Annotated in this window: 23 protein-coding genes and 1 tRNA gene; 12 read left to right on the forward strand and 12 right to left on the reverse strand. The window is 66.9% G+C overall.

Annotated elements, in window-relative coordinates:
- Window positions 1-3 precede the first annotated feature (3 nt).
- Both AC1RM6_RS06010 and AC1RM6_RS06015 read left to right on the forward strand, forming a co-directional pair.
- Window positions 4-1,713, forward strand: a complete 1,710-nt coding sequence (locus AC1RM6_RS06010) for an FAD-binding protein (RefSeq protein WP_493099052.1) — start codon at window positions 4-6, stop codon at window positions 1,711-1,713.
- Window positions 1,710-2,252, forward strand: coding sequence for an SRPBCC family protein (locus AC1RM6_RS06015; protein WP_493099054.1), 543 nt, complete (start codon window positions 1,710-1,712; stop codon window positions 2,250-2,252). The genes AC1RM6_RS06010 and AC1RM6_RS06015 overlap by 4 nt, the downstream gene beginning before the upstream one ends.
- A 36-nt stretch (window positions 2,253-2,288) precedes the next feature.
- On the opposite strand, the gene AC1RM6_RS06020 is transcribed toward AC1RM6_RS06015, so the two are convergent.
- Window positions 2,289-2,723: a nuclear transport factor 2 family protein gene (locus AC1RM6_RS06020; RefSeq protein WP_493099056.1), complete on the reverse strand. Its 435-nt coding sequence runs from the start codon at window positions 2,721-2,723 to the stop codon at window positions 2,289-2,291.
- A 182-nt stretch (window positions 2,724-2,905) separates the two neighbouring features.
- Between AC1RM6_RS06020 and AC1RM6_RS06025 the strand changes: the two genes are divergently transcribed.
- Window positions 2,906-3,289 carry a hypothetical protein gene (locus tag AC1RM6_RS06025; protein ID WP_493099058.1) on the forward strand — a complete coding sequence of 128 codons (384 nt, stop codon included), beginning with the start codon at window positions 2,906-2,908 and terminating at the stop codon, window positions 3,287-3,289.
- Between the two features lies 1 nt (window position 3,290).
- Here the strand turns inward: AC1RM6_RS06025 and AC1RM6_RS06030 are convergent, their stop codons facing one another.
- From AC1RM6_RS06030 to AC1RM6_RS06040, 3 genes are read right to left on the reverse strand one after another with little or no spacing between them, the layout of a single operon-like run.
- On the reverse strand, window positions 3,291-4,730 hold the full coding sequence (locus AC1RM6_RS06030) for an efflux transporter outer membrane subunit (protein ID WP_493099060.1): 1,440 nt from the start codon (window positions 4,728-4,730) through the stop codon (window positions 3,291-3,293).
- A gap of 8 nt (window positions 4,731-4,738) precedes the next feature.
- A complete protein-coding gene (locus AC1RM6_RS06035) occupies window positions 4,739-6,298 on the reverse strand; it encodes a DHA2 family efflux MFS transporter permease subunit (protein WP_493099062.1) in 1,560 nt (519 codons plus the stop codon).
- Entirely contained in the window at window positions 6,295-7,443 is a 1,149-nt protein-coding gene (locus AC1RM6_RS06040) for an HlyD family secretion protein (protein ID WP_493099064.1), read from the reverse strand. Before AC1RM6_RS06040 ends, AC1RM6_RS06035 begins: the two co-directional genes overlap by 4 nt.
- A gap of 112 nt (window positions 7,444-7,555) precedes the next feature.
- Here AC1RM6_RS06040 and AC1RM6_RS06045 point away from each other — a divergent pair, with 112 nt between their 5' ends.
- Window positions 7,556-8,032, forward strand: a complete 477-nt coding sequence (locus tag AC1RM6_RS06045; RefSeq protein WP_493099066.1) for a MarR family winged helix-turn-helix transcriptional regulator — start codon at window positions 7,556-7,558, stop codon at window positions 8,030-8,032.
- A 339-nt stretch (window positions 8,033-8,371) separates the two neighbouring features.
- Here AC1RM6_RS06045 and AC1RM6_RS06050 read toward each other — a convergent pair whose 3' ends face one another.
- Both AC1RM6_RS06050 and AC1RM6_RS06055 read right to left on the reverse strand, forming a co-directional pair.
- Window positions 8,372-9,115 carry an SDR family NAD(P)-dependent oxidoreductase gene (locus tag AC1RM6_RS06050; protein WP_493099068.1) on the reverse strand — a complete coding sequence of 248 codons (744 nt, stop codon included), beginning with the start codon at window positions 9,113-9,115 and terminating at the stop codon, window positions 8,372-8,374.
- Between the two features lie 116 nt (window positions 9,116-9,231).
- Window positions 9,232-9,894 carry a TetR/AcrR family transcriptional regulator gene (locus tag AC1RM6_RS06055; RefSeq protein ID WP_493099070.1) on the reverse strand — a complete coding sequence of 221 codons (663 nt, stop codon included), beginning with the start codon at window positions 9,892-9,894 and terminating at the stop codon, window positions 9,232-9,234.
- Window positions 9,895-10,035: 141 nt separating this feature from the next.
- Here AC1RM6_RS06055 and AC1RM6_RS06060 point away from each other — a divergent pair, with 141 nt between their 5' ends.
- The 5 genes from AC1RM6_RS06060 (at window position 10,036) to AC1RM6_RS06080 (ending at window position 15,355) form a co-directional block, all read left to right on the forward strand.
- Window positions 10,036-11,049, forward strand: a complete 1,014-nt coding sequence (locus tag AC1RM6_RS06060; RefSeq protein WP_493099071.1) for a zinc-dependent alcohol dehydrogenase — start codon at window positions 10,036-10,038, stop codon at window positions 11,047-11,049.
- Window positions 11,046-12,140 carry a phosphotransferase family protein gene (locus AC1RM6_RS06065; RefSeq protein ID WP_493099073.1) on the forward strand — a complete coding sequence of 365 codons (1,095 nt, stop codon included), beginning with the start codon at window positions 11,046-11,048 and terminating at the stop codon, window positions 12,138-12,140. The genes AC1RM6_RS06060 and AC1RM6_RS06065 overlap by 4 nt, the downstream gene beginning before the upstream one ends.
- A gap of 77 nt (window positions 12,141-12,217) precedes the next feature.
- Complete coding sequence (locus AC1RM6_RS06070) at window positions 12,218-14,443, forward strand: TonB-dependent receptor (protein ID WP_493099074.1); 2,226 nt, start codon at window positions 12,218-12,220, stop codon at window positions 14,441-14,443.
- Window positions 14,440-14,919: a nuclear transport factor 2 family protein gene (locus AC1RM6_RS06075; protein ID WP_493099076.1), complete on the forward strand. Its 480-nt coding sequence runs from the start codon at window positions 14,440-14,442 to the stop codon at window positions 14,917-14,919. The genes AC1RM6_RS06070 and AC1RM6_RS06075 overlap by 4 nt, the downstream gene beginning before the upstream one ends.
- A 10-nt stretch (window positions 14,920-14,929) precedes the next feature.
- Entirely contained in the window at window positions 14,930-15,355 is a 426-nt protein-coding gene (locus tag AC1RM6_RS06080; protein WP_493099078.1) for a nuclear transport factor 2 family protein, read from the forward strand.
- 256 nt (window positions 15,356-15,611) lie between these two features.
- On the opposite strand, the gene AC1RM6_RS06085 is transcribed toward AC1RM6_RS06080, so the two are convergent.
- The 4 genes from AC1RM6_RS06085 to dapB all read right to left on the reverse strand — a co-directional run bounded on the left by AC1RM6_RS06085 (window position 15,612) and on the right by dapB (window position 17,617).
- Window positions 15,612-15,688: transfer RNA gene (locus tag AC1RM6_RS06085), tRNA-Arg, on the reverse strand.
- A gap of 76 nt (window positions 15,689-15,764) precedes the next feature.
- Window positions 15,765-16,157: a hypothetical protein gene (locus AC1RM6_RS06090; RefSeq protein ID WP_493099080.1), complete on the reverse strand. Its 393-nt coding sequence runs from the start codon at window positions 16,155-16,157 to the stop codon at window positions 15,765-15,767.
- 45 nt (window positions 16,158-16,202) lie between these two features.
- Window positions 16,203-16,856, reverse strand: coding sequence for an endonuclease III (gene nth / locus AC1RM6_RS06095; protein WP_493099082.1), 654 nt, complete (start codon window positions 16,854-16,856; stop codon window positions 16,203-16,205).
- A gap of 8 nt (window positions 16,857-16,864) precedes the next feature.
- Window positions 16,865-17,617 carry a 4-hydroxy-tetrahydrodipicolinate reductase gene (gene dapB, locus AC1RM6_RS06100; RefSeq protein ID WP_493099084.1) on the reverse strand — a complete coding sequence of 251 codons (753 nt, stop codon included), beginning with the start codon at window positions 17,615-17,617 and terminating at the stop codon, window positions 16,865-16,867.
- A gap of 137 nt (window positions 17,618-17,754) precedes the next feature.
- Here dapB and AC1RM6_RS06105 point away from each other — a divergent pair, with 137 nt between their 5' ends.
- From AC1RM6_RS06105 to AC1RM6_RS06115, 3 genes are all read left to right on the forward strand, one after another.
- Entirely contained in the window at window positions 17,755-18,306 is a 552-nt protein-coding gene (locus AC1RM6_RS06105) for a GNAT family N-acetyltransferase (protein ID WP_493099086.1), read from the forward strand.
- Window positions 18,307-18,465: 159 nt separating this feature from the next.
- A complete protein-coding gene (locus AC1RM6_RS06110) occupies window positions 18,466-18,792 on the forward strand; it encodes a hypothetical protein (protein ID WP_493099088.1) in 327 nt (108 codons plus the stop codon).
- The gene (locus tag AC1RM6_RS06115) at window positions 18,785-19,489 is read left to right on the forward strand and encodes an NAD-dependent deacylase (protein ID WP_493099092.1); all 705 of its coding nucleotides are present in this window, start codon (window positions 18,785-18,787) and stop codon (window positions 19,487-19,489) included. Before AC1RM6_RS06110 ends, AC1RM6_RS06115 begins: the two co-directional genes overlap by 8 nt.
- Window positions 19,490-19,621: 132 nt before the next feature.
- On the opposite strand, the gene era is transcribed toward AC1RM6_RS06115, so the two are convergent.
- Window positions 19,622-20,515, reverse strand: a complete 894-nt coding sequence (era, locus tag AC1RM6_RS06120) for a GTPase Era (RefSeq protein ID WP_493099094.1) — start codon at window positions 20,513-20,515, stop codon at window positions 19,622-19,624.
- Entirely contained in the window at window positions 20,512-21,180 is a 669-nt protein-coding gene (gene rnc, locus AC1RM6_RS06125; RefSeq protein WP_493099096.1) for a ribonuclease III, read from the reverse strand. Before rnc ends, era begins: the two co-directional genes overlap by 4 nt.
- Window positions 21,181-21,185 lie beyond the last annotated feature (5 nt).

Below are 21,185 nucleotides of genomic sequence, written 5' to 3' on the forward strand. Positions count from 1 at the left end.
GACATGCTGAACAATCTGCCCGCGGCCTGGGACCTCGAAGCCGATCTCGTCGCGGTGGGGTCGGGCGGCGGCGGGCTGGCCGCCGCGATCACCGCGCACGATCATGGCGCCAGCGCGATCATCCTCGAGCGCGCCGACCAGATCGGCGGGGTCACCGCTTATTCGATGGGCGAGGTGTGGATCCCCAGCAACCGCCACGCCGATGCGCTCGGTATCGCGGACACGACCGACAGCGGGTTTCGTTATGTCCGCAATCTGGCGATGGGTTTCGGCGACGACGCCGCGATCCTCAACCAGGCGATCCACGGCCCGGTCGCGCTCGATTATTTCGAGGACAGGATCGGCCTGCGGATGCAGCCGATCCGCGGCTGCCCCGATTATTATTACCCCTTTCATGACGACGCCGTCGCCGAGGGCCGGATGCTCGAGGTGGTGCCGTTTCCGGCCGAGACGCTCGGCGACTGGCAGTTCCGGACCCGGGTTTCGCCGCAGGTCCCCTATGGCATGACCCATCACGACATCTTCGATGGCGGCGGCGTCGCCAACATGCTGCAATGGGATTATGGGGTGATGGCCGGCCGGCTCGAACGCGACGAGCGCTGCCTCGGGCCGGGGCTGGTCGGCTATTTCGCCAGGGGCGCGCTCGACCGCGGCATTCCGATCCACACCGGCACCACCGTGCTCGAACTGATCGCCGATGGCGAGCGCGTCGTCGGCGTGCGGGCGTCGCAGGACGGCAAGGACATCTTCATCAGGGCGCATCGCGGGGTCGTCGTCGCGGTGAGCAGCTATGAGCGTCATCCCGGTTTCGCGAAGACGCTCGGCCGCCAGCTCGACCTGACCTCGATGGTGATGCCGGGGATCGACGGCGCCCATTTCCGTCTCGCCGGCCCGGTCGGGGCGCGGATCGCCCAGGTTCCCGACGTGACCGGGCTGGGCTTCCACATTCCCGGCGAGGAGCAGGAGGGCGACGACCCGCTATGGCGCGGCGCGATCCCGTTTCTCGGGCTGCCGCACACCATCACCGTCAACCGCGCCGGCGCGCGCTTCGCCGACGAATCCTTCTATCGATCGATCTATTTCGCGACCGATGTCATCGACGGATCGAACCAGACCTATCCCAATTTCCCGTGCTGGCTGATCATGGACGGCCAGGCGCGCGCCAAATATCCGTTCGGATCGGTGATGCCGGGCCAGGACCTGCCCGAAAGCGTCGGGGTCAAGGCCGACACGCTGCGCGAGCTCGCGCTCGCGATCGGCATCGATCCCGAGGGGCTCGAAGCGACCGTGACGGAGTTTAATCGCCATGCCGTGCAGGGCGAGGATCCGGCGTTCGGGCGCGGCCGATATCCGTGGAGCAACCTGATAACCGGCGATCCGCACCAGCAGCCGAACGCCAATATCGGCCCGCTGACCGAGGGGCCCTATCATGCGGTCGAATTCAGGCGGCTCGGCGGCGGCGGCATCGCCTCGACCGGGCTGGTCGCCGACCATCATTGCCGGGTGCTCGGCTGGGACGGCGCGCCGATCCCGGGCCTCTACACCGCCGGCAATTCGATGGCGCGGCTCGACAATGGCGCGCTGATGCAGAGCGGCATCACCAACGCCCGCGGCATGACCCATGGCTATCTCGCCGGCCGCCATGCCGCAGGTGATCCGAGCGACCTGCTCGAACGCGAAATCGCCCGCCGCGGCACCGGAGCAGGCCTGTGATCGAGACCGAGCAGAGCATCACGATCGACGCCGGCATCGGCCGGATATGGGCCTATGTCGAGGATATCAGGGGCTGGGCCAGCCTTATGCCGGGCTTTCGCGAATGCGAACTGGTCGATGCCGACCGGTCGCGCTGGACGCTCAAGGTCGGGGTCGGCGGGCTGGTGCGGACGGTGAACGTCCTCGTCCTGGTCGATCGCTGGGATGGGCCCGAGGCGGTCGCCTTCTCCTACGAACTCGCCGGCGATCCGGTGGCGGGCAGCGGCACCTATCGGGCATCGGCCAATGGGGCAGGCGGCACCGACGTGGTCCTGAAGGTCCGGGTCGAAGGCAGCGGCCCGCTCGCGCCGATGTGGGAGGCGATGGGCAAGCCGCTGCTGCCGCAACTGGCCAAGGGCTTTGCGGCCAGGCTCAAGACCGAAATCGAGGCGCAGGCTGGGCTGAACGAACCGCTCGAACCCGCGGTGGCGCCGTCGCGACTGGCAACAATCCGGGCGCAGCTGTGCCATATCGTCCGGCCCGCAAAAGGGGGTGGATGAGGGGCATCGCGCGGGGCGATCGGCCCGCTTTCGAGGTTACCCGGCGTCGAGGCGTTGCCGCTGCGCCTCGACCTGACCAAGCAGCGGCAGGATCTTCGCGTCGGCCAGGATCGTGCAATAATATTCGTTCACATGCTTGATCCGCCCGTCGGCCAGCGTGAAGACCATGCAATATTGATTGGCATAATCCTCGCCATTGGCCAGCGTGGCGTTGCCCTCGAACTCGACCACCACCCGGTCGCCCTCGGCGGTGACGCTCTTGAAGCTCGGCTGCAGGCCGGTCGGGATCAGATCCTTGAAGGCGCCGGTGGTGGCGACGATGATCTCATAGGGGCGCGGCCCCGACAGCTTGCCGAATCCCTTCGCCACCGTCATCGCGTCGGGCGCGAGGCAGGCCTTGGCGGCCTCGGCATCGCCGTTGCTGAACGCCTCGATGAACGCGATCACCACATCCTTGTTGGTCTTGCTCACGGCGCGCCATCTCCCTTGATCATATTTATGATACGCTATGGGCCTATTCATTGGCGCGAGAGGCAGGCGTGTCAACCTGTCGCGATGGCCGTGGAGCATTTGCGGTTTTGCTTGGTTTTAGCCTTGGCTGGCGTTAGCGCTGCCCGCGCGCCGCGCCCGGCGTCGGCGACCGGAGAAAAGGCATGACCAAGACAGCGGCTGAAGTCATGCACGAGGCGATCGCCGCGGCGCTGATCGATGGCGTGGCCGCGCTGCGGACCGCATCGAAGGGGGTTCCCAACGCGCTGCTGCGCGATCTGAACGCGATCCACCCGAACACCGCGGTTGCCGATCTTCCGGCCGAATTGCAGGCCTCGATCCAGGCGAGCGTCCGTGCGGCGTTCGTGCGGCTGCAAAAGGAAGGCTATACCGTCGTCAACCCGAAGCTCGCGGGTCCCGCGCGCCCGCCGCGGACCGATGGTCCGCCGCGAACGGCGCGCACCGATGGCCCGTCGCGCGCGCCGAGCGGCCCGCGCGAACGCCGTGGCCCGCCCAAGCCGCGGCCGGGCGGACGCCCCTCACGCTAATTCAGTTGGCGGCCCAGCCGAGGCCCAGCGCTTTCTGGATCGCGACGAAGTCCCCGGTCAGCGCGGCGCGCGCGGTCAGGAGATTTTGCTCGGCGCTGATCTGCTGCCGCTCGGCACCCAATTGGTCTATCCGCGTCGCGGTGCCGGCACGATAGCGTTCGGCGGTCAGCCGCGCGGTCTGCTCGGCGAGATCGCGGGCGCGGGCGAGTTCGGCGACGGCGATGCGGCGGTCGCGGAAGCGGGCGAGCGAATCCTCGGCATCGCGCAGCGCGGTCAGCACCGCGCCGCGATAGCGCGCCTCGGCTTCGTCGCGGACCGCTTCGGCCTGGCCGACCTTCGCCTTGTTGCGGCCGAAGTCGAGGAAGCTCCAGCTCAGCTGCGGCGCGGCGACCCCGACGAAATCGTCGAGCTTGCCGAGATCGCTGAGGCTGGTGCCGCCGATGCCGATCAGCCCCATGAAGCTCAGCCGCGGAAAACGCGCGGCTTCGGCCTGGCCGATCTTGGCGGTGTCGGCGGCGAGCCGTCGTTCGGCGGCGCGGATGTCGGGGCGCCGCCGGAGCAGCGCGGCGGGATCGCCGACCGCGACCGAGGCGGGGGGCAATGGAACGGCTGCGGTGGCCGAGAGGCTGTCGTCGAGCGCGCCCGGTTCTTCGCCGGTGAGCACCGCCAGCGCGTTGAGGTAGGAATCGCGATCGGTGGCGAGGGGGACGAGCTGCGCGCGTAGCGCGGCGAGATCGCTGTCGACCCGCGCGACCTCGAGCGCGGTCGCGGTGCCGCGCGCGAAGCGCTGGCGGGTCAGGTCGAGCATCTCCTGCTGCATCGCCAGCGCACGCTGGCCGAGCACGATCCGCTGCTGGCGTTCGCGCAGATTGACATAGGCCTGCGCCACCTCGGTCGACAGGCTGACCTGCGCGTCGGCGACATCGGCCGCGGCGCCCTCGACGGTGGCGCGGGCGGCCTCGACCGCGCGGCGCTGCCCGCCGAACAGGTCGATCTCCCAGCTCGCGTCGAAGCCGAGATTATAGAGGTTGAGGTCGCTGGTGTTGTTGCCGCCGGTGCTGCCGCTGTCCTGGCTGCCGCCGAGATCGACCCCGGGCAGATGGGCATGGGCATAGACCGCCGACGCGTTGAGGCTGGGCGTGCCGTTGGCGCGCTGGAGGCCGAGCGCGGCACGCGCCTGCCGCAGCCGCGCCTGCGCGACCAGTGCGTCGGGATTGGCGGCGATCGCCCTGGCGACCAGCGCGTCGAGCGTGGCGTCGCCAAGGCTTTGCCACCAATGCCCGGCCGGGGCGGTCGCGGTCACCGGCGCATCGCCGGCACGGACGAACGCCGGTGACTGGGCCGCATGGGGCGCGATCATAGGCGGCCCGCCATAATTTGGGCCGACGGTGCATCCGGCGAGCAGAAGGCCGGCCAGCGGCGGGAGGCAATATGGACGCATGACGTTCCTCAATGCGCGGCGACCAGCGGCGCATCCTTGCGGAGCGGGCGCAGGAATAGCACGAGCGGGATGACGATGACGATACCCACCGACAGATACCAGAACAGGTCGGCATAGGTCATGGTGAGGGCCTGGCTCTGAATCGTGGCATCGAGCATGCGCAGCGCCGCACCCTGGCTGCCCAATGCATGTGCCTGTCCGGCGATATAATCCTGTACTGCGACCGAGTTGGCGTTGAGCGTCTCTTCGATCCGGCGACTGTGCAGCCAGAGCCGCTGGTCCTGGACGACCGCGATCCCGGCGAGGGCGATCGAACCGCCGAGATTGCGCGCGGCATTGTAGAGCCCGGCGGCATCGTCGGCCTGCTCGCGCGGCACCGAGCGGATCACCGCCTGGTTGAGGAAGGTCGCGGTGAAGGCGCTGCCGATTCCGCGCAGCAGCTGCGAGTCCACGAACGAGCCGCCGGTCGACAGCGGGCTCAGCCCGGTTTCGAGCCAGGCACTGAGCGCCAGCACGCAAAAGCCGAAACCGACCGCGAGCCGCAGGTCGATCACCCGCATCAGATAGGGGGTGAACGGCATCAGCGCGACGATCGGCAGTCCCGACAGCATCGCGATCTGCCCCGCCTGCAGCGAGTTATAGCCGGCGACCGCGCCGAGGAACTGCGGGATCGCATAGGAGGTGCCGTAGATGACCATGCCGATGACGGTGACCAGCAGGATGCAGCTTGCGAATTCGCGGTTGCGCATCAGCGCGAGCCGGATGACCGGGCGGCGTGCGAGCATCTGGCCGGCGGCGAGCAGCGCGAAGCCGATCAGCGAGAAGATCGTCAGCCAGACGATCGTCGACGAGGAGAACCATTGCTCGCGCTCGCCTTCCTCGAGCACCACGGTGAGGCAGCCGAGGCCGAGCGCCAGCCCGACGACACCGAGCCAGTCGGCCTCGCGGATCAGGTGGAGATTGGCCTTCACGTGCGGCATCGTCACCAGCAGCAGTGCGACCAGCGCGATCCCGAACGGCAGGTTGATGAAGAAGGCATAATGCCAGCTGGCATTTTCGGTCAGCCAGCCGCCGAGCAGCGGCCCGAGCACCGGCCCGAGCAGGGCGGTCGCGCCGAACATGGCATTGCCGATCCCCTGCTGGCTGCTCGGCAGGCGGGTGGCGATGATCGTCATCGCGGTCGGGATCAGCGCGCCGCCGGTGAAGCCCTGGCCGACCCGGCCGATGATCATCATCGTCAGGTTGGTCGATACCCCGCACAATATCGAGAAGGCCGTGAACAGTCCGGCGGCGAGCAGCAACACGGTGCGCAGGCCGAGCAGCCGCACCAGCCAGCCCGACAGCGGGATGATGACGATCTCGGCGACCAGATAGGCGGTCGCGATCCAGGTCCCTTCGGTGCCGCTGGCGCCGATCTCGCCCTGGATCGTCGGCAGCGAGCTGTTGACGATCGAGATATCGAGCATCGCCATCAGCGCCCCGAGCGTGCCGGCGGCGACCGCCAGCCAGTCGGAGGCGCTGGCGCGTTCGACCGGCGGCGGGGATGCCGATGTTGCGGCGTCGTTCACCGCCGCGCCTCGCTCCGGGCCTTCTCCTGGTCGATGATGCGCCGCTGCTCGCCCTTGGCCGAGATGGTGTCGACGCTGACCGTCACCGACAGGCCGGGCACCAGGATGCGACGGGCGTCGGGACCGGCGTCGATCGCGATCCGCACCGGCACGCGCTGGACGATCTTGGTGAAGTTGCCGGTCGCGTTCTGCGGCGGCAGCAGCGAGAATTGCGCGCCGGTGCCCGGCGAGATGCTCTCGACATGGCCGGTCAGGTCGATGCTGTCGAGCGCGTCGACGCTGATCGTCACCGGCTGGCCGGGGCGCATCAGGCCGATCTGGGTCTCCTTGAAATTGGCGCTGACATAGATCGATGCCAGCGGCACCACCGACATCAGCCGCGTCCCGGCCTGGATGAACTGGCCGGCGCGCACCGTCCGGTCGCCGATCCGCCCGTCGACGCTGGCGCGCAGGATCGTCGATCCGACATTGACGCTGGCGGCGTCGAGCTGGGCCTTCGCCGCCTCGCCCTGCGCCTGCGCCTGGCGAACCTGCGCGCGGAGCGATCCGATCCGGCGCTGCGCGGTCAGCAGCGCCGCGCGCTGGGCGAGGACCATGTTCGCGGCTTTGGCCGACTGGTTGCGCAGGTTCGACAGTTTCTCGCGGGTTTCGGCGCCGCTGGCGGCGAGCGGCGCATAGCGCGCGGCCTCGTCGGCGGCGAAGCGGGCATCGGCGGTGGCGGTCGCCAGCTGCGCCTGCGCCTGGGCGACCGCGGCCTCCTGTTCGCCGATCATTGCGCGGACATTGTCGGCATTGGCGGCGGCGACGTCGATCTGCGCCTGATATTGCGACGCCTGGGCGCGATAGTCGCGCGGATCGATCCGCACCAGCGGCTGGCCGCGGCGCACATCCTGATTGTCGCGGATGAAGACCTGCTCGACATATCCCGAGATTTTCGGCCCCACCGTGACGCTGTCCGCCTGGATATAGGCGTCGTTGGTCTCTTCGATATATTTGCCATGGGTCTGATATCGGACCAGCCAGGCGATCAGCCCGATGACGGCCAGCACCGCGACGATCAGCAGCACGCGGCGAATGCCGGGGCGCCTGGCGCCGGATTCGCGCTCGTCGGACGCCGTCGCCGGGGGCTGTTCTGTGCTGTCCATCAAACTCGTCTCACCCTGGGGCCACACCGCGCCGGATCGCGCAAGGCGGCCCTTGCACCGCCCGAGGTGATATGACAATGCCATATCATATGGTCCCACAATATTTCACGCTATGACGGTCCACCTCGAACTGTCCGAAACGATGCGCGACCTGCATCTGCGCATGCACCGCCTGCTCAACCAGACGCTGAAGGGGCAAGGGGTCTCGCTCGCGCAGCTCAAGCTGTTGCATTTCATCGAGCGCGGCCGGTCGGTGCGGGCGATCGATATCAGCGATGCGTTCGGTTTTGCGCCGCGGACGGTCACCGAGGCGGTCGATGCGCTCGAGCGCGACGGGCTGGCGCGCCGCGATCCCGATCCGAACGATCGGCGCGCGAAGCGGATCAGCATCACCGACAAGGGCAGCGATATCATCCGCGATGCCGATCCGAGCCGGCAGGCGTTCGCGTCGAACGTGTTCGGGGTGCTGACGAAGGCTGAGGAGGCCGAACTGATCCGGCTGCTTCAGATGCTCAATGCCCGGCTGGTCGAACTGGGCGCGCCGAACCCTTATGGCGATGGCGAGCCGTCGAGCGGGAAACCGGTCTAGGCGCGATCAGCGCAGAAGCAGGAACGCCGCGAGCGCGAGGGTGCCTGTACAGCCGCTCGCGAGGCAGGCCCAGCCGAACTCGCAGCTGCAAAAGACGGATTCCAGGCGTTCCATGGCCGCATCCTCTCATAGCCCACTCTGGCGGTGGTGAGGGCTATCCTATCATGAGAAGATGGTATCGCAACGGGGTTTTGCGGCGGATCGCGTTTCGCGCGGCGGTCGGCGACGGGTATCGAACCGGTGATGGAGATCATCGCCAGGCCGTTCGTGACGAACGAACCGGTCGACGGGATCACCGGGATGATCGAAGGTCGAGACCGCGAGGCGCGGAGGTTCGGGTCAGGAGACGACCCGGCCGCCATTCACGCCGATCGTCTGTCCGGTGACATAGCCGCTCTCCTCGCTGCACAGCCAGGCGCACGCGGTCGCGATATCCTCCGGCCTGCCGACGCGGCGCACCGGCAAGGTGTCGGTGAGCCGCTCGCGCGTCTCCTGGGTGATATTCGCCTCCGACATGACCGTACCGAGTACCGATCCGGGCGGGATATTGTTGACCGTGATACCGTCGGGTCCGAGCGCCAGCGCGAGCGAGCGCGTCATCGCGATCACCGCGCCCTTCGATGCGGCGTAATGGACATGATGCAGGCTGCCGGTTTGCGCGCTCGACGAGGAGATGTTGACGATCCGCCCCCATTGCGCGGCCTTCATGTCGGGCAGCACGACCTGGGTGACGACGAAGGTGCCGCGCACGTTGATATCGAACATCTGGTCCCACTCGGCGTCGGTGATCGCGTCGAACGGCACGTAGATCGAGATCCCGGCATTGTTGACCAGGATCGTGACCGGCCCGAACGCGGCCCGCAGCGCGTCGACCGCCGCCGTCACGCCTGCGCGGTCGGCGATGCTCGCCGGAAGCGCGATCGCCCGTCCGCCCGCGGCCTCGATCTCGGCGACGACCGCCTCGCAGCCCGCGAGGCCGAGATCGAGCACGCCGACGGCATGCCCGTCGGCCGCGAGTTGCAGCGCGCAGGCCCTGCCGATTCCTGCCGCCGCCCCGGTCACCAGCGCCACCCGTCCGGCCATCGTCATTCTCCCGATATCGTGTTGCTGCCGGCTTCGGTGGTCGGGTGCCGCATTGTCAATGCCAGGCCGCCGCACCGGCGATATCTTGCCGTCGGGGCCATGCCGACCGCTGCGACTCAACCGGACATGCACAGGATGAACAGGTCGACGCGCTGTTCCAGGTAGTGGGTATCCGGCGCCTCGCAGCGCTGCCCCAGCAGCATGCGATGCGCGATCTGGCCGATCACGAGATCGAAGAACAGTTCGCTGGCGACAAATTCGTCCGCCACCGGCAACAGCCCGTGGCGCTTGAGGTCGGCGAGAAAGCTCGCCACCTTCGCATTGGCCTCGCGATAATTGCTCGAGACCAGTTCATCGATGAACTCCGGGAACAGCGGGGCCACGGCGATCGCGGTTTTCTCCAGGGCGATGGTCTGTGGGGCCAGGCTGTTTTCCATCAGCCGGTGGCCGAGGTTGATCAGGCTGTTGCGCAAACTCGACCGGTCGATCGCGTCGCTCAGATCGAGGCCACCGTTGAGCGCGACATGGCGGCAGACCTCACGGAAAATCTGCTCCTTGTCGCCGACCAATGTGTAGATCGTTCGCTTGTTCAGGCCCGATCGGCGCGCGAGCTCGTCGATCGTCGTGCCGGCGAAGCCATGCGCGATAAACAGCCCGATCGCCGTCTCGATGATGCGGCCGCGCCGCGGCTCGACCGCGGCCGGCGGCCTCCCCGGGGCACGCCGCTCCTGCGGCGCGGGTGCGTTTCGGCGGTCTGTCATGGGATCGGTATCAGCCACATCTTCTCTCTATCGTCGTCCGACGCCGCTTTACAGATGCTTGGCGTCGAGTTACGGGAATGATCAGTCTCAAAATATACATGACGGCCATGGCGACCGAAAGGCGACCATCCGCACGAACGAGGCGAAGGGAGAGGCAAGATGCGGGCGGCAATCTTCCGCGGCGCCGACCGTCCGATCGAGATCGAGCGCGTCGCCGATCCGGAACCATCGGTCGATCAGCTGCTCATCGAGATCGCCTATTGCGGTATTTGCGGCAGCGATCTGGCGATGACCTCGGGCAGCGCCTTCGACTATCCGTCCGGTCAATGTTTCGGCCATGAATATGCCGGCACCGTCATCGAGGTCGGCAAGGCCGCGACGGGCTGGCGTGTCGGCGACCGCGTGGCCTGCCTGCCGAATGCCGGCTGCGGATCGTGCAAACCCTGCCGCGAAGGCCGCATCCTGTTCTGCGTCGGCGGCAGGGGCCAGTCGTTCGGCTTCGCCGAGCGCGCGGCGGTGGCGGCGTCCACGGCGATCCGGCTTCCCCAGTCGCTGAGCCTTGCCGACGGCGCGTTGATCGAGCCGATGGCCTGCGGCCTGCGCGCGCTGACGATGGCCGGCCTGCAGCGCGGCGACAGCCTGCTGGTGCTCGGCGCCGGATCGATGGCGCTCGGGGTGATCTGGTGGGCGCGCGAGCTGGGGGCGGGGCGCATCGTCGTCGCATCGCGATCGTCGCATCGCCGCGAGATCTGCCACGCGCTGGGGGCGGACGCCGTTCACGCCTTCGACGAGGACGACCCCGCCGCGCTCGATGCGGCGCTCGGCGGACCCGCGAACATCGTCGCCGAATGCATCGGCAAGCCGGGGATGCTCGGCCAGGCGATCGGCCATGTCCGGCTCGGCGGGACCGTGATCGGGATGGGCATGTGCATGACCCCCGAGCCCGTGCTGCCGATCGGCCTGACCTTCAGGGAGGCCAGGCTCGTCTTCCCGCTCGCTTATTCGCCGGCGCAGTTCGAAGCGACCGCGCGGACATTCGACCGCCGCGGCTTCAATCCGGAGATCATGGTCAGCGATGTCGTGCCGCTCGAGGGGCTGCCGGCCGCGCTCGACGCCATTCGCCAGGGAGGCAAGATGCTGAAAGTCCATATCGACCCCCGGTTGGCCGCATGAGCGTCGAAGCGCGACCCGGCCGGCCCCTGCCGCGAAACCTCGACGAGGTCGATCGCGACTGGCTCGGCGCGGCCCTGAGCGGCCAGGCGCCGGGCGCCGCGGTCGATGACCTCGAGATCGGCGAGATCATCCACGGCACCTGCACCAAGATCCGGCTGCTTGTGTCGCCGAACCGGCCCGCCCGCGATGCCGGCATTCCCGAGCGGATGATGCTGAAGACCGGCTTCGAGCCGCACAGCGCGTCGCTGCCGTTCATGCACGAGGCCGAGGTCCGCGCATATCGGGACGTGCTGCCGGTGCTCGGGCTGCGCAGCCCGGCCTGCTATTTCGCCGATTTCGACCGGGCGACCGGGATGGGGGCGGTCCTCATGGAGGATCTGTCGGCCCGTGGCGTCGCCTTCTGCCACCCGCTGCAGCCGCAGGCGGCGCAGGCCGTCTCGCGCCGTCTGTCGGCGCTCGCGCGCTTTCACGCGAAGACGTGGGGCAGTGTGGATCTGGCGCCCGGCGGGCCATGGAACTGGGTGCCGGTCATGGTCCCTATGGGCGGTGGCCATATGGCACAGTTTCTCGAGCCGGCCCTCTGGCAGGGTTTCGTCGAGCTGCCGCGCGGGCGGGCGGCATCGATCCGTTTCCAGGACCGCGACTGGATGGCGGCGGCGCTCGACGCGATGGCGCTGCTCGCGACGCGGCGCCCTCATGCGGTGCTCCATGGCGACACGCATCTCGGCAATCTCTACGTCGACAGCGACGGCGAACCCGGCTTCTTCGACTCGCTGCCGCACCGCTGGCCCGGGCTGGCCGAGATCGCCTATCATATCGGCGGCGCGCTCGACCCGATCGACCGGCGGCGTGCCGAGCGCGACCTCGTGCGTCATTATCTCGACGAACTGGCGGCACAGGGCATCGCCGCTCCGTCGATCGACGAAGCGATGGCCGATTACGCCGCCTTCCTCGCCTTCGGCTTCATGATCTTCATGACCAACGCCTCCGAATTCCAGCCCGAGGCGATCAACACCGCCTACACGGCGCGGTTCAGCGCGGCGATGATCGACAACGACACGATCGGAGCGCTCGAGGCGCTCCGACGATGAAGCCTGGTCGAGACCCGCTGAAGCGGGCCGACCGCACCCTGAATATCCGGAGAGAAGAACCGGGGAGGAGAGAGAATATGACATCGACGACACGAACCGCGCTGCTGGCCGGCCTGTCCTGCATCATGGCGGTTCCGGCCTTCGCGCAGGACGCGGCCCCCGCGCCGGTGGACGACGCGGCCGGTGACATCATCGTCACCGCGCAGCGGCGCTCGGAGCGGCTGCAGGACGTGCCGATCAGCATCACGTCGCTCAGCGCGCAGACGCTGGAACGCCGCGGCGTCGCCCAGCTCGGCGATATCGTCAAGCTGACGCCGGGCCTGCGTTTCGACTATGCCTCGGCATTCGTGCAGCCGACCATCCGCGGTGTCGGCAATGCGGTCGTCACCGCCGGCGGCGGATCGAATGTCGGCATCTATATCGACGGCTTCTACTCGCCCAATCCGCTGGCCGGCGACTTCCAGCTGCTCAACCTGGCCGGCATCCAGGTGCTCAAAGGGCCGCAAGGCACATTGTTCGGGCGCAACACGACCGGCGGCGCGATCCTGGTCAACACCAACGACCCCAGCAGCGATGCTTCGGGAGCAGCCTCCGCATCCTATGGCCGGTTCAACACCGCCCAGCTCGACGGCTATGTCACCACCGGCATCACCGACAAGATCGCGGTCAGCCTCTCGGCGAACTACCGGCGCAGCGACGGCTATGCGAACAACATCGTCGCGGCCGGCCCGCGACATCCCGGGCGCCTCGAAAACTGGTCGGTGCGCGCCGCTGCCAAATTCGACCTGACCGAGCGCTTCTCGCTGCTCGCCCGCTATACCCACCAGAATATGGATGACGCGACCAACGTCGCTTATGGCCTGCTGCGGCAGGACGGTGTCGATTATGCGGTGCGGCCGATCGTCACATTGCCGACCGGACCGGCGAGCGTGCCGCTTCCCGCGTCGCTGTTGCCCACGGGCTACCGCCAGACCGCCGTCAACCCGGGCGACCAGGCCACCTTCCGGTTTCATGGCGACGCCTATCAGCTGACCGGCAAGCTCGACCTCGATTTCGCCGATCTCACCTCCTACACCCAATATCGGCGCGAGGCGGGGTCGGTGATATCCGATCAGGACCAGACGGCAGCGGACATCCTGTTCCTGATCACGCCCGTGCTCGACAAGACCTTCAGCCAGGAGCTGCTCCTGACCTCCAAGTCCGGCGCGCCGCTGCAATGGACCGCCGGGGCTTTCTACTTCAACTATACCGACACCTTCCGCAACGGCGACGGGCCGATCACCGGCGGCGCGAACCATGAGTTCAATCCGCCATTCTATCAGATCGTCACCCATGCCCGCACGCGCAGCATCGCGGGCTATGTCGACCTTACCTACGAACTGGTCCCCAGGCTTTTCGTGACCGCGGGCGCCCGCTACAGCCATGACAAGTTCGATGATGCGAGCTTTCAGTTCCTGCCGTTTCCGCCGACCATCGTCGGCAAGACCAGCGGCAACGCGGTCACCCCGCGCGCCGTCCTGCGCTACGAGTTCGATGGGCGCAGCTCGCTCTATGGTTCGTACACGCGCGGCTACAAAGCGGGGCTGATCGACGTCATCAACAACGGCAAGGTGAAGCCGGAGAAGATGGACGCCTTCGAGGTCGGTTATAAATATGCGTCGAGCGGTCTCTCGTTCAGCCTGGCGAGCTGGTATTATAAATATCGCGACCTGCAGACCTCGGTCTATGTCAACGGCCTCTCCAAGGTGCTCAACGCGGCCAATGCCCGCATCTACGGCGTCGAGGCCGAAGCGCGCTATCAGATCCTGCCGGGTCTCGAGCTGAACGCCGGCGGTGCTTATGCCGATGCCAAATATACCTCTTTCCCGCAGGCGGCGGACTTCCACCTGTGCAGCAGCGTCCAGCCGATCGCGACCTGCGGCGCGCTCGATCAATATCAGCTGGTGCCGCTCGATGCGGCGGGGTTCAGGATGCAGCGGGCGCCCAAGCTGACCGCCAATGCCGGGGCACGCTATGCCTTCGATCTCGCCGGCGGCAAGGCGGCGCTCTCGGGCACCCTGTACCACAGCTCGAAATTCTACTTCGATTTCGCCGAGCAGTTTTACCAGAAGGCCTATGACGTCGTGGGCCTGCGGGCGGAGTGGACGAACCCCGGCGACAGGCTGACGCTCGCCGTGTTCGGCGACAATGTGTTCGGGCAGAAATATCTTACCCAGGTCATCACCCACTCGACCGGCGCCGGGACGATATGGGGGGCGCCGGCGACGTGGGGCGTCTCGGCCAAGATCCGGTTCGGCCAATGACGCCGGAGCAGGAGCTTGCCGCGATCGATGCGATCCGCCAGCTCAAGGCGCGCTATTTCCGATGCCTGGACGCCAAGCAGTGGGACGATCTCCGGCTCGTCTTCACGCAAGACGCCTGCTTCGATCTGCGCGCGGGCGCCTCGGTCGATCCGGACGATGGCAGTCCGGAATCGGCCGAGACGGCGGGCTTCCAACTGGCCGGTCGCGACAGCATCGTCGACGCGATCCGGGATTCGATCGCCGATCGCATCAGCATCCATCATGGCCATTGCCATGAGGTCATGATCCGCTCGCCGACCGAAGCCGACGGGATCATCGCGATGGTCGACAAGATCAGCAACCGGCAGACCGGCGCGTGCGTCATCGAGGGCTGGGGCCATTATCACGAGCGCTATCGTGTCGAGGACGGCGCGTGGCGCATCGCCCATTCGCGTCTGAGCCGGCTTGTCATCCATGCCGACCTGACCGCGCGGTAGGAGAGTAGAAGTGACCGAGATCGAAAAGCTCAGCATTGCCGAAGAACTGCGGCAACTGAAGGCCCGCTATTTCCGCTTCACCGACACCAAGGCGTGGGAGGCGCTGGCCGGGGTCTTCACGGCGGACGTGCTGCTCGGCGACGACAGCGTGTCGATCGAAGGGCGTGAGAATGTGGTGGATATCATCAGGCGCGAAACCGAAGGCGTCACCACCGTCCATCACGGCCACTGCCACGAAATATGGGTCGATGGCCCGGACGACGCCCGCGGGATCATCGCGTTCGAGGATCTGGGTTTCAGCAAGCGAACCGGCGAACTGATGATGCATGGCTATGGGCATTATCACGAAGACTATCGGCGCGAGGACGGCGCCTGGCGGATCGCCCGTTCGATCATCCCGCGGATGGCGGTGCTGGATCGCAAGCCGCGATCATGACGTGAACAAGGCCATTCGGCTTGTCAGGCGCGATCGAGGGATGGCGGCCTTCGCATGGCTTCCTGCGAGGCCGCATTCCGGTGCCGGATCATGATTCGTCGGGCCGGGCGAACATAGGCTTCGTCGCAAGTCGCGCGATGCGATCCCGAAATCGCGTCTGGACGGCAAAGACCGCCATTTGCGATCCCACACGCGCAAGACCGTCCGGTGTCGATTATACGACAAGCCGAAGCTTTTGATTTTGAATGGATTATATTGGCGCACCCGAAGGGATTCGAACCCCTGGCCTCTGCCTTCGGAGGGCAGCGCTCTATCCAGCTGAGCTACGGGTGCGTTGGCAGCGCGTTAGCAAAGCCTTTCGGCAGCGGCTAGCCGAAATCGTGGCTGCCGCTGCAAAATGACGGCAAAGCTATTTTGGGGCGCCGGTGATCGGTTGGAATTTGCCCAGCCCGCATGACGCGCCGGCGCCGAAAGGCGAGTTGTAGAGCACGGTGATGATATCGGTCGAACAAAGCGACGACATCGAGGTGCGATAGCTGAAGCGCTCCTCCGAGCCGAGGCTGGGGCAGGAATTGGGCAGGACGTTGCGGTAGACCCGCTTGCCGTTCGCGTAGAAATCGATCGTTCGATCGTCGCGCACCCGCGAATCGCGGATCTGGTTGAGGGGGATGCAGTCGACCGGTTTGCCGTCGGGCTTGATCAGTGCCTCCTGTTCGGGCTTGAGCGGTTTGGCATCGGCAACGACCGCGCCGCCGGTCAGCATCAGCGTCGCGACCATCGCGGCTTTCAATGTCCTGGTCATCTCGTCCTCCTGTGCCATGGACCGTCGCCACAGTCCGACTGCGGCTCAGGCGGTCTTGCTCGCCGGCGCCGGCGTCTTCGGCTTGAAGGCGCACAGATCGTCGACCGGGCAGCGCCAGCATTCGGGCTTGCGCGCCTTACAGATATAACGGCCGTGCAGGATTAACCAGTGATGGGCGTGCTGGCGGAAAGGTTGGGGGGTGACCTTCTCGAGCTTGAGTTCGACCTGGAGGACATTGCTGCCCTTGGCGAGCCCGGTGCGGTTGCCGACCCGGAAGATATGGGTGTCGACCGCGATCGTCTCGGCGCCGAAGGCGACGTTCATCACGACATTGGCGGTCTTGCGGCCGACCCCGGGCAGCCTTTCCAACTCGTCGCGGCTCTGCGGAACCTCGCCATCGAACTCGTCGACGAGGATGCGCGCCGCCGCGATCACATTCTTCGCCTTGGTGTTGAACAGGCCGATCGTCTTGATATGCGCCTTCAGCCCTTCCTCGCCGAGATCGAGCATCGCCTGCGGTGTGCGAACCTCCTCGAACAGCCGCCGGGTCGCCTTGTTGACCCCGATGTCGGTCGCCTGCGCCGACAGCGCCACCGCCACCAGCAGCGTATAGGGGTTCACATATTCGAGTTCGGTCTCGGGCGACGGATCGGTCTCGGCGAGGCGGCGGTAGAATTCGAAGATGTCGGCCTTCTTCATCGGACCGCCTATAGCCCGAGCACGTCGGCCATCGCGTAGCGGCCGGCGGGCTTGCCCGCGAGCCACAGCGCCGCCTTGACCGCGCCGCGGGCGAAGATCGCCCGGCTTTCGGCGCGATGGCCGAGTTCGATCCGCTCGCCGTCGGTCGCCAGCACCACCTGATGGTCGCCGGCGACGGACCCGCCGCGCAGCGACGCATAATAGATGCCGCCTTCCTCGCGGGGGCCGGGCCGATCGTGGAGCCGGTCGAAGCGGTCGAGTTCGCCCTGTGCCGCGCCGCGCCCCTGGTTGGCGGCAGCGCCCAGCAGCAGCGCGGTGCCCGACGGGCTGTCGACCTTGTGGCGGTGGTGCATCTCGACGATCTCGATGTCCCAGTCGGTGCCGAGCCGCTGCGCCGCTTCCTTGACGAGCGCCGCGAGCAGGTTGACGCCGAGCGAGGTGTTGGCGGTCTGCAGCACCGCGATCGACTTCGCCGCCTCGTCGATCGACGCATGATCCTCGGGCGAAAGGCCGGTGGTGCCGATGACCAGCGCGGTCCCGCTTGCCACCGCGGCGGCGAGATTGGCGGTCAGCGCCGCCGGCGAGGAAAAATCGATCAGCACGTCGGAGGCCGTGCCCAGCGCCCGTGGATCGGCATGCGGGCCATGGACCGGACCGTCCTTGTCGACCCCGCCGGCGACGCCGACATCGAGTTCGGCGGCGACCGCCTCGATCGCGCGGCCCATCCGGCCCCTGGCGCCCAAAATACCGATCACCGTCATGCGTCTGCCCCTGAACCTGTCGTCGGCGCTTCATGATCGCAGCCGCGTCGCGACGCAATGCCGGATAGGCGCTGCGACGCGGTGCGGCTCTCGCTAGCAGCTTGCCGTTTGACGCGGGCCGGGCGAGAGATCGGCGCATGACCGAGATCCGGACCGAACGCCTGCTCCTGCGCCGCGCGCGCGAAACCGACCTCGACGCGATCCATGCGATCCTGAGCGACGCCCGCGCGATGCGCTACTGGTCGACCCCGCCGCATGAGACGATCGAGCAGAGCCGCGAATGGCTGGCGAACATGATCGCCTCGCCCGACGGCGCCGGTGAGGATTTCGTGATCGAGCATCGGGGCAGGGTGATCGGCAAGGCCGGTTGCTACCGCTTTCCCAATGTCGGTTATGTCCTCGCCCCCGACGCCTGGGGCCAGGGTTTCGCGAGCGAGGCGTTGACGGCGATCTTCGCGCATGTCTTCGCCCATCATGCCATCGAGACGCTCCACGCCGACGTCGATCCGCGTAACCCGGCGTCGATCGCGCTGCTGCTCAAGCTCGGTTTCGAACCGAATGGCCAAGCCGAACGAACCTGGCTGGTCGGCGAGGAATGGTGCGACAGCGTCTATTTCAAGCTGGTGCGGCCGGATGCGATGCGCGACTTGCGGTGTGATCCTGACATGGGCGTGGTCGACCATGGCTGAACCCGCCATTCGCAACATCGCCATCCCTACCGGTGCGGGTATTTCGGCCGGGAGAGGTCTGTCGACCCCTCGCGGCCCCGGCGGCCTCTGGGGGGGGGGGCATCGGGTCGAGCAAGTGCGCAGGATTGCACGCCGGGGTGGAGGCGTTCAGGATCGCAAATGACGTATTTCGGCAATGAGTGCAGGAATATCGCGATGAGCGGCCGCGATGAAGTCCTGGTCTGCCTGGGTCGCACCGCTCAGATGGATGTCTTCGCCACCCGTTCTTATGAAACTGTCCCCGGATATGTGGTCGCGTCCCTCGATGAACGATTCCCAGGGTCCCGATGTGGCAAGGCGGTGGCGCTGTTCGATTTCATTCAGGTCCTTGTCCGTTATCGACATCGAGAAAGCCTCCCGCATGGTGTGCGCCGTTTTCCATCTATCGTGTTTCGAAATCGGCTTGTCGCCATCATGACATTGATGTCTCATCAGGGGCATGGCTAAGCTCCGAAATATCGTCATTCTCACTGGCGCAGGCATATCCGCAGAGAGCGGTTTGGAGACCTTCCGCGCCTCCGACGGACTATGGAATAATCACCGGGTGGAGGATATCTGCACCCCCGAGGCGCTCGCCCGCGACCGGACGCTGGTGCAGACTTTCTACGACGCGCGCCGTGCCGCCTTGGCGACGGTGGCGCCCAACGCCGCGCATCTGGCGCTCGCGCGGCTCGATGCCGAGTGGCCAGGCAAGCTGTTGATCGTCACCCAGAATGTCGACGATCTCCACGAGCGTGGCGGGGCGTCGCGGATGCTGCACATGCATGGCGAACTGAAATCGGCGCTGTGCGAGGCGTGCGGGGTGCGGACCTTGTGGGAAGGGCCGCTTATCGACGGGCCCGAATGCCCGAACTGCGGTACCGAAGGCGCGCTGCGGCCCGATATCGTCTTCTTCGGCGAGATGCCGTACGGGCTGGAGATGATCGAGGAGGCGATCGCCGGCGCCGATCTGTTCGTGTCGATCGGCACCTCAGGCGCGGTCTATCCGGCGGCGGGCTTCGTTCAGGCCGCGCGCGGCTATGGCGCGCGGACGCTCGAACTCAATCTCGAAAGCTCGCAGGGCAGCTATTTGTTCGAGGAGAGTCGGCTCGGGCCGGCGAGCGAACTGGTCCCCGCCTGGGTCGAGGAGATGCTCTCCCTCTGACCGCCGTCGACATTCGCGTCAGGCCGCGGCGAAAATGGTGTCGTCCGAGACCCGGAGCGCAGCGTACTTCAAGTACGTGAGCACCGGAAGCGAAGGACGGCGCGATTTGCAGCCCGGCATGACCGAATGCTGTCACTCGACCCAGTCGAGGCCGATCTCGCGGTATAGACCCCGATCCTCTTCCCACTTTTCCGCCACTTTGACGTGGAGGAAGAGGTGGACCTTGCGGCCGAGATGGGTGCCGATCTCCTCGCGGGCTTTGGTGCCGATCTCCTTCAGCCGCGCGCCGCGCTTGCCGAGCACGATCGCCTTCTGGGTGTCGCGGGCGACGAGGATCTGCTGGTGGATCGCGACCGATCCGTCCTTGCGCTCCTCATATTTCTCGGTCTCGACCGCGCTCGCATAAGGCAGCTCGGCGTGGAGCTGGAGATAGAGCTGCTCGCGGGTGATCTCGGCGGCGGCCATGCGATCGGTCGCGTCGGAGACCTGGTCGTCGGGAAAGTGCCACGGGCCCTCGGGCATGCGCGCGGCGAGCGCCTTCTTGAGGCCGGCGACGCCATCGCCGGTGCTCGCCGAGATCATGAAGATCTCGTCGGGGGCGAGCGCCTCCTGCAGCCGGGTCGCGAGCAGCAGCAGATTGTCCTTGGCGGTGATGTCGACCTTGTTGAGGATCACCACCTTGGGCTCGCGGCGCTGGGCGAGGGTTTCGATCAGCGCCTCGATCTTCTTGCTGATCCCCGTCTTCGCATCGACCACGAACGCGATCAGATCGGCATCCTGCGCGCCGCCCCAGGCGGCGGCGACCATCGCCCGGTCGAGCCGGCGGCGCGGGGCGAAGATGCCGGGGGTGTCGACCAGCAGGATTTCGGCCTCTTCCTCGATCGCGACGCCGATCAGCCGGGTGCGGGTGGTCTGCGCCTTGGGGCTGACGATCGCGACCTTCTGGCCGACCAATGCGTTGACGAGGGTGGATTTTCCGGCGTTGGGCGCGCCGACGACGGCGACGAAGCCACATTTTTCGGTCAAGACAATTTCTCCAGCAGCGCCTTGGCGGCGGCGGTTTCGGCTTCCTGCTTCGATGCGCCCTCGGCGGTCGCCTGGGCGCGGCCGGGGATTTCGACCGAAATGGTGAAGCGGGGGGCGTGGTGCGGACCGGTGCGGGCCGCGGTGGTGTAGACGGGTGGGCGACAGCCATGCGCCGCCGCCCATTCCTGCAGATGCGATTTGGGATGGCGCGGGGCGGCGCCCTGGCCGGTGACCTTGTCGGCCCAGGCGCGGCGGATGAAGTCGCGCGCGGCGTCGAGCCCGCCTTCGAGGAACAGCGCGCCGATCAGCGCCTCGACGACGTCGCCCAGCACATTGTCGCTATGGACCGCACCGTCGTCGCGCGCCTGCTTGCCGAGCCGCATATGGGTGGCGACCCCGATCTCGCGCGCGATTTCGGCGCAGACCTCGCGGCTGACGATGACGTTCAGCCGGCGCGACAATTTGCCTTCGGGCTCGTCGCCATAGAGTTCGTAGACCCAGTCGGCGGCGACCACGCCGAGCACGCGGTCGCCGAGAAATTCGAGCCGTTCATAATGGACCGGGCCATAGCTTGGATGGGTGAGCGCGCGCTGGAAGAGCGCAGGATCGCGCGGGGCATGGCCCAGCGCCTGCTTCACCCAGGCTGCGACGGATAGATCGTTCATCGCCG

The sequence above is a fragment of the Rhizorhabdus sp. GW822-FHT03C02 genome (assembly GCF_058801765.1).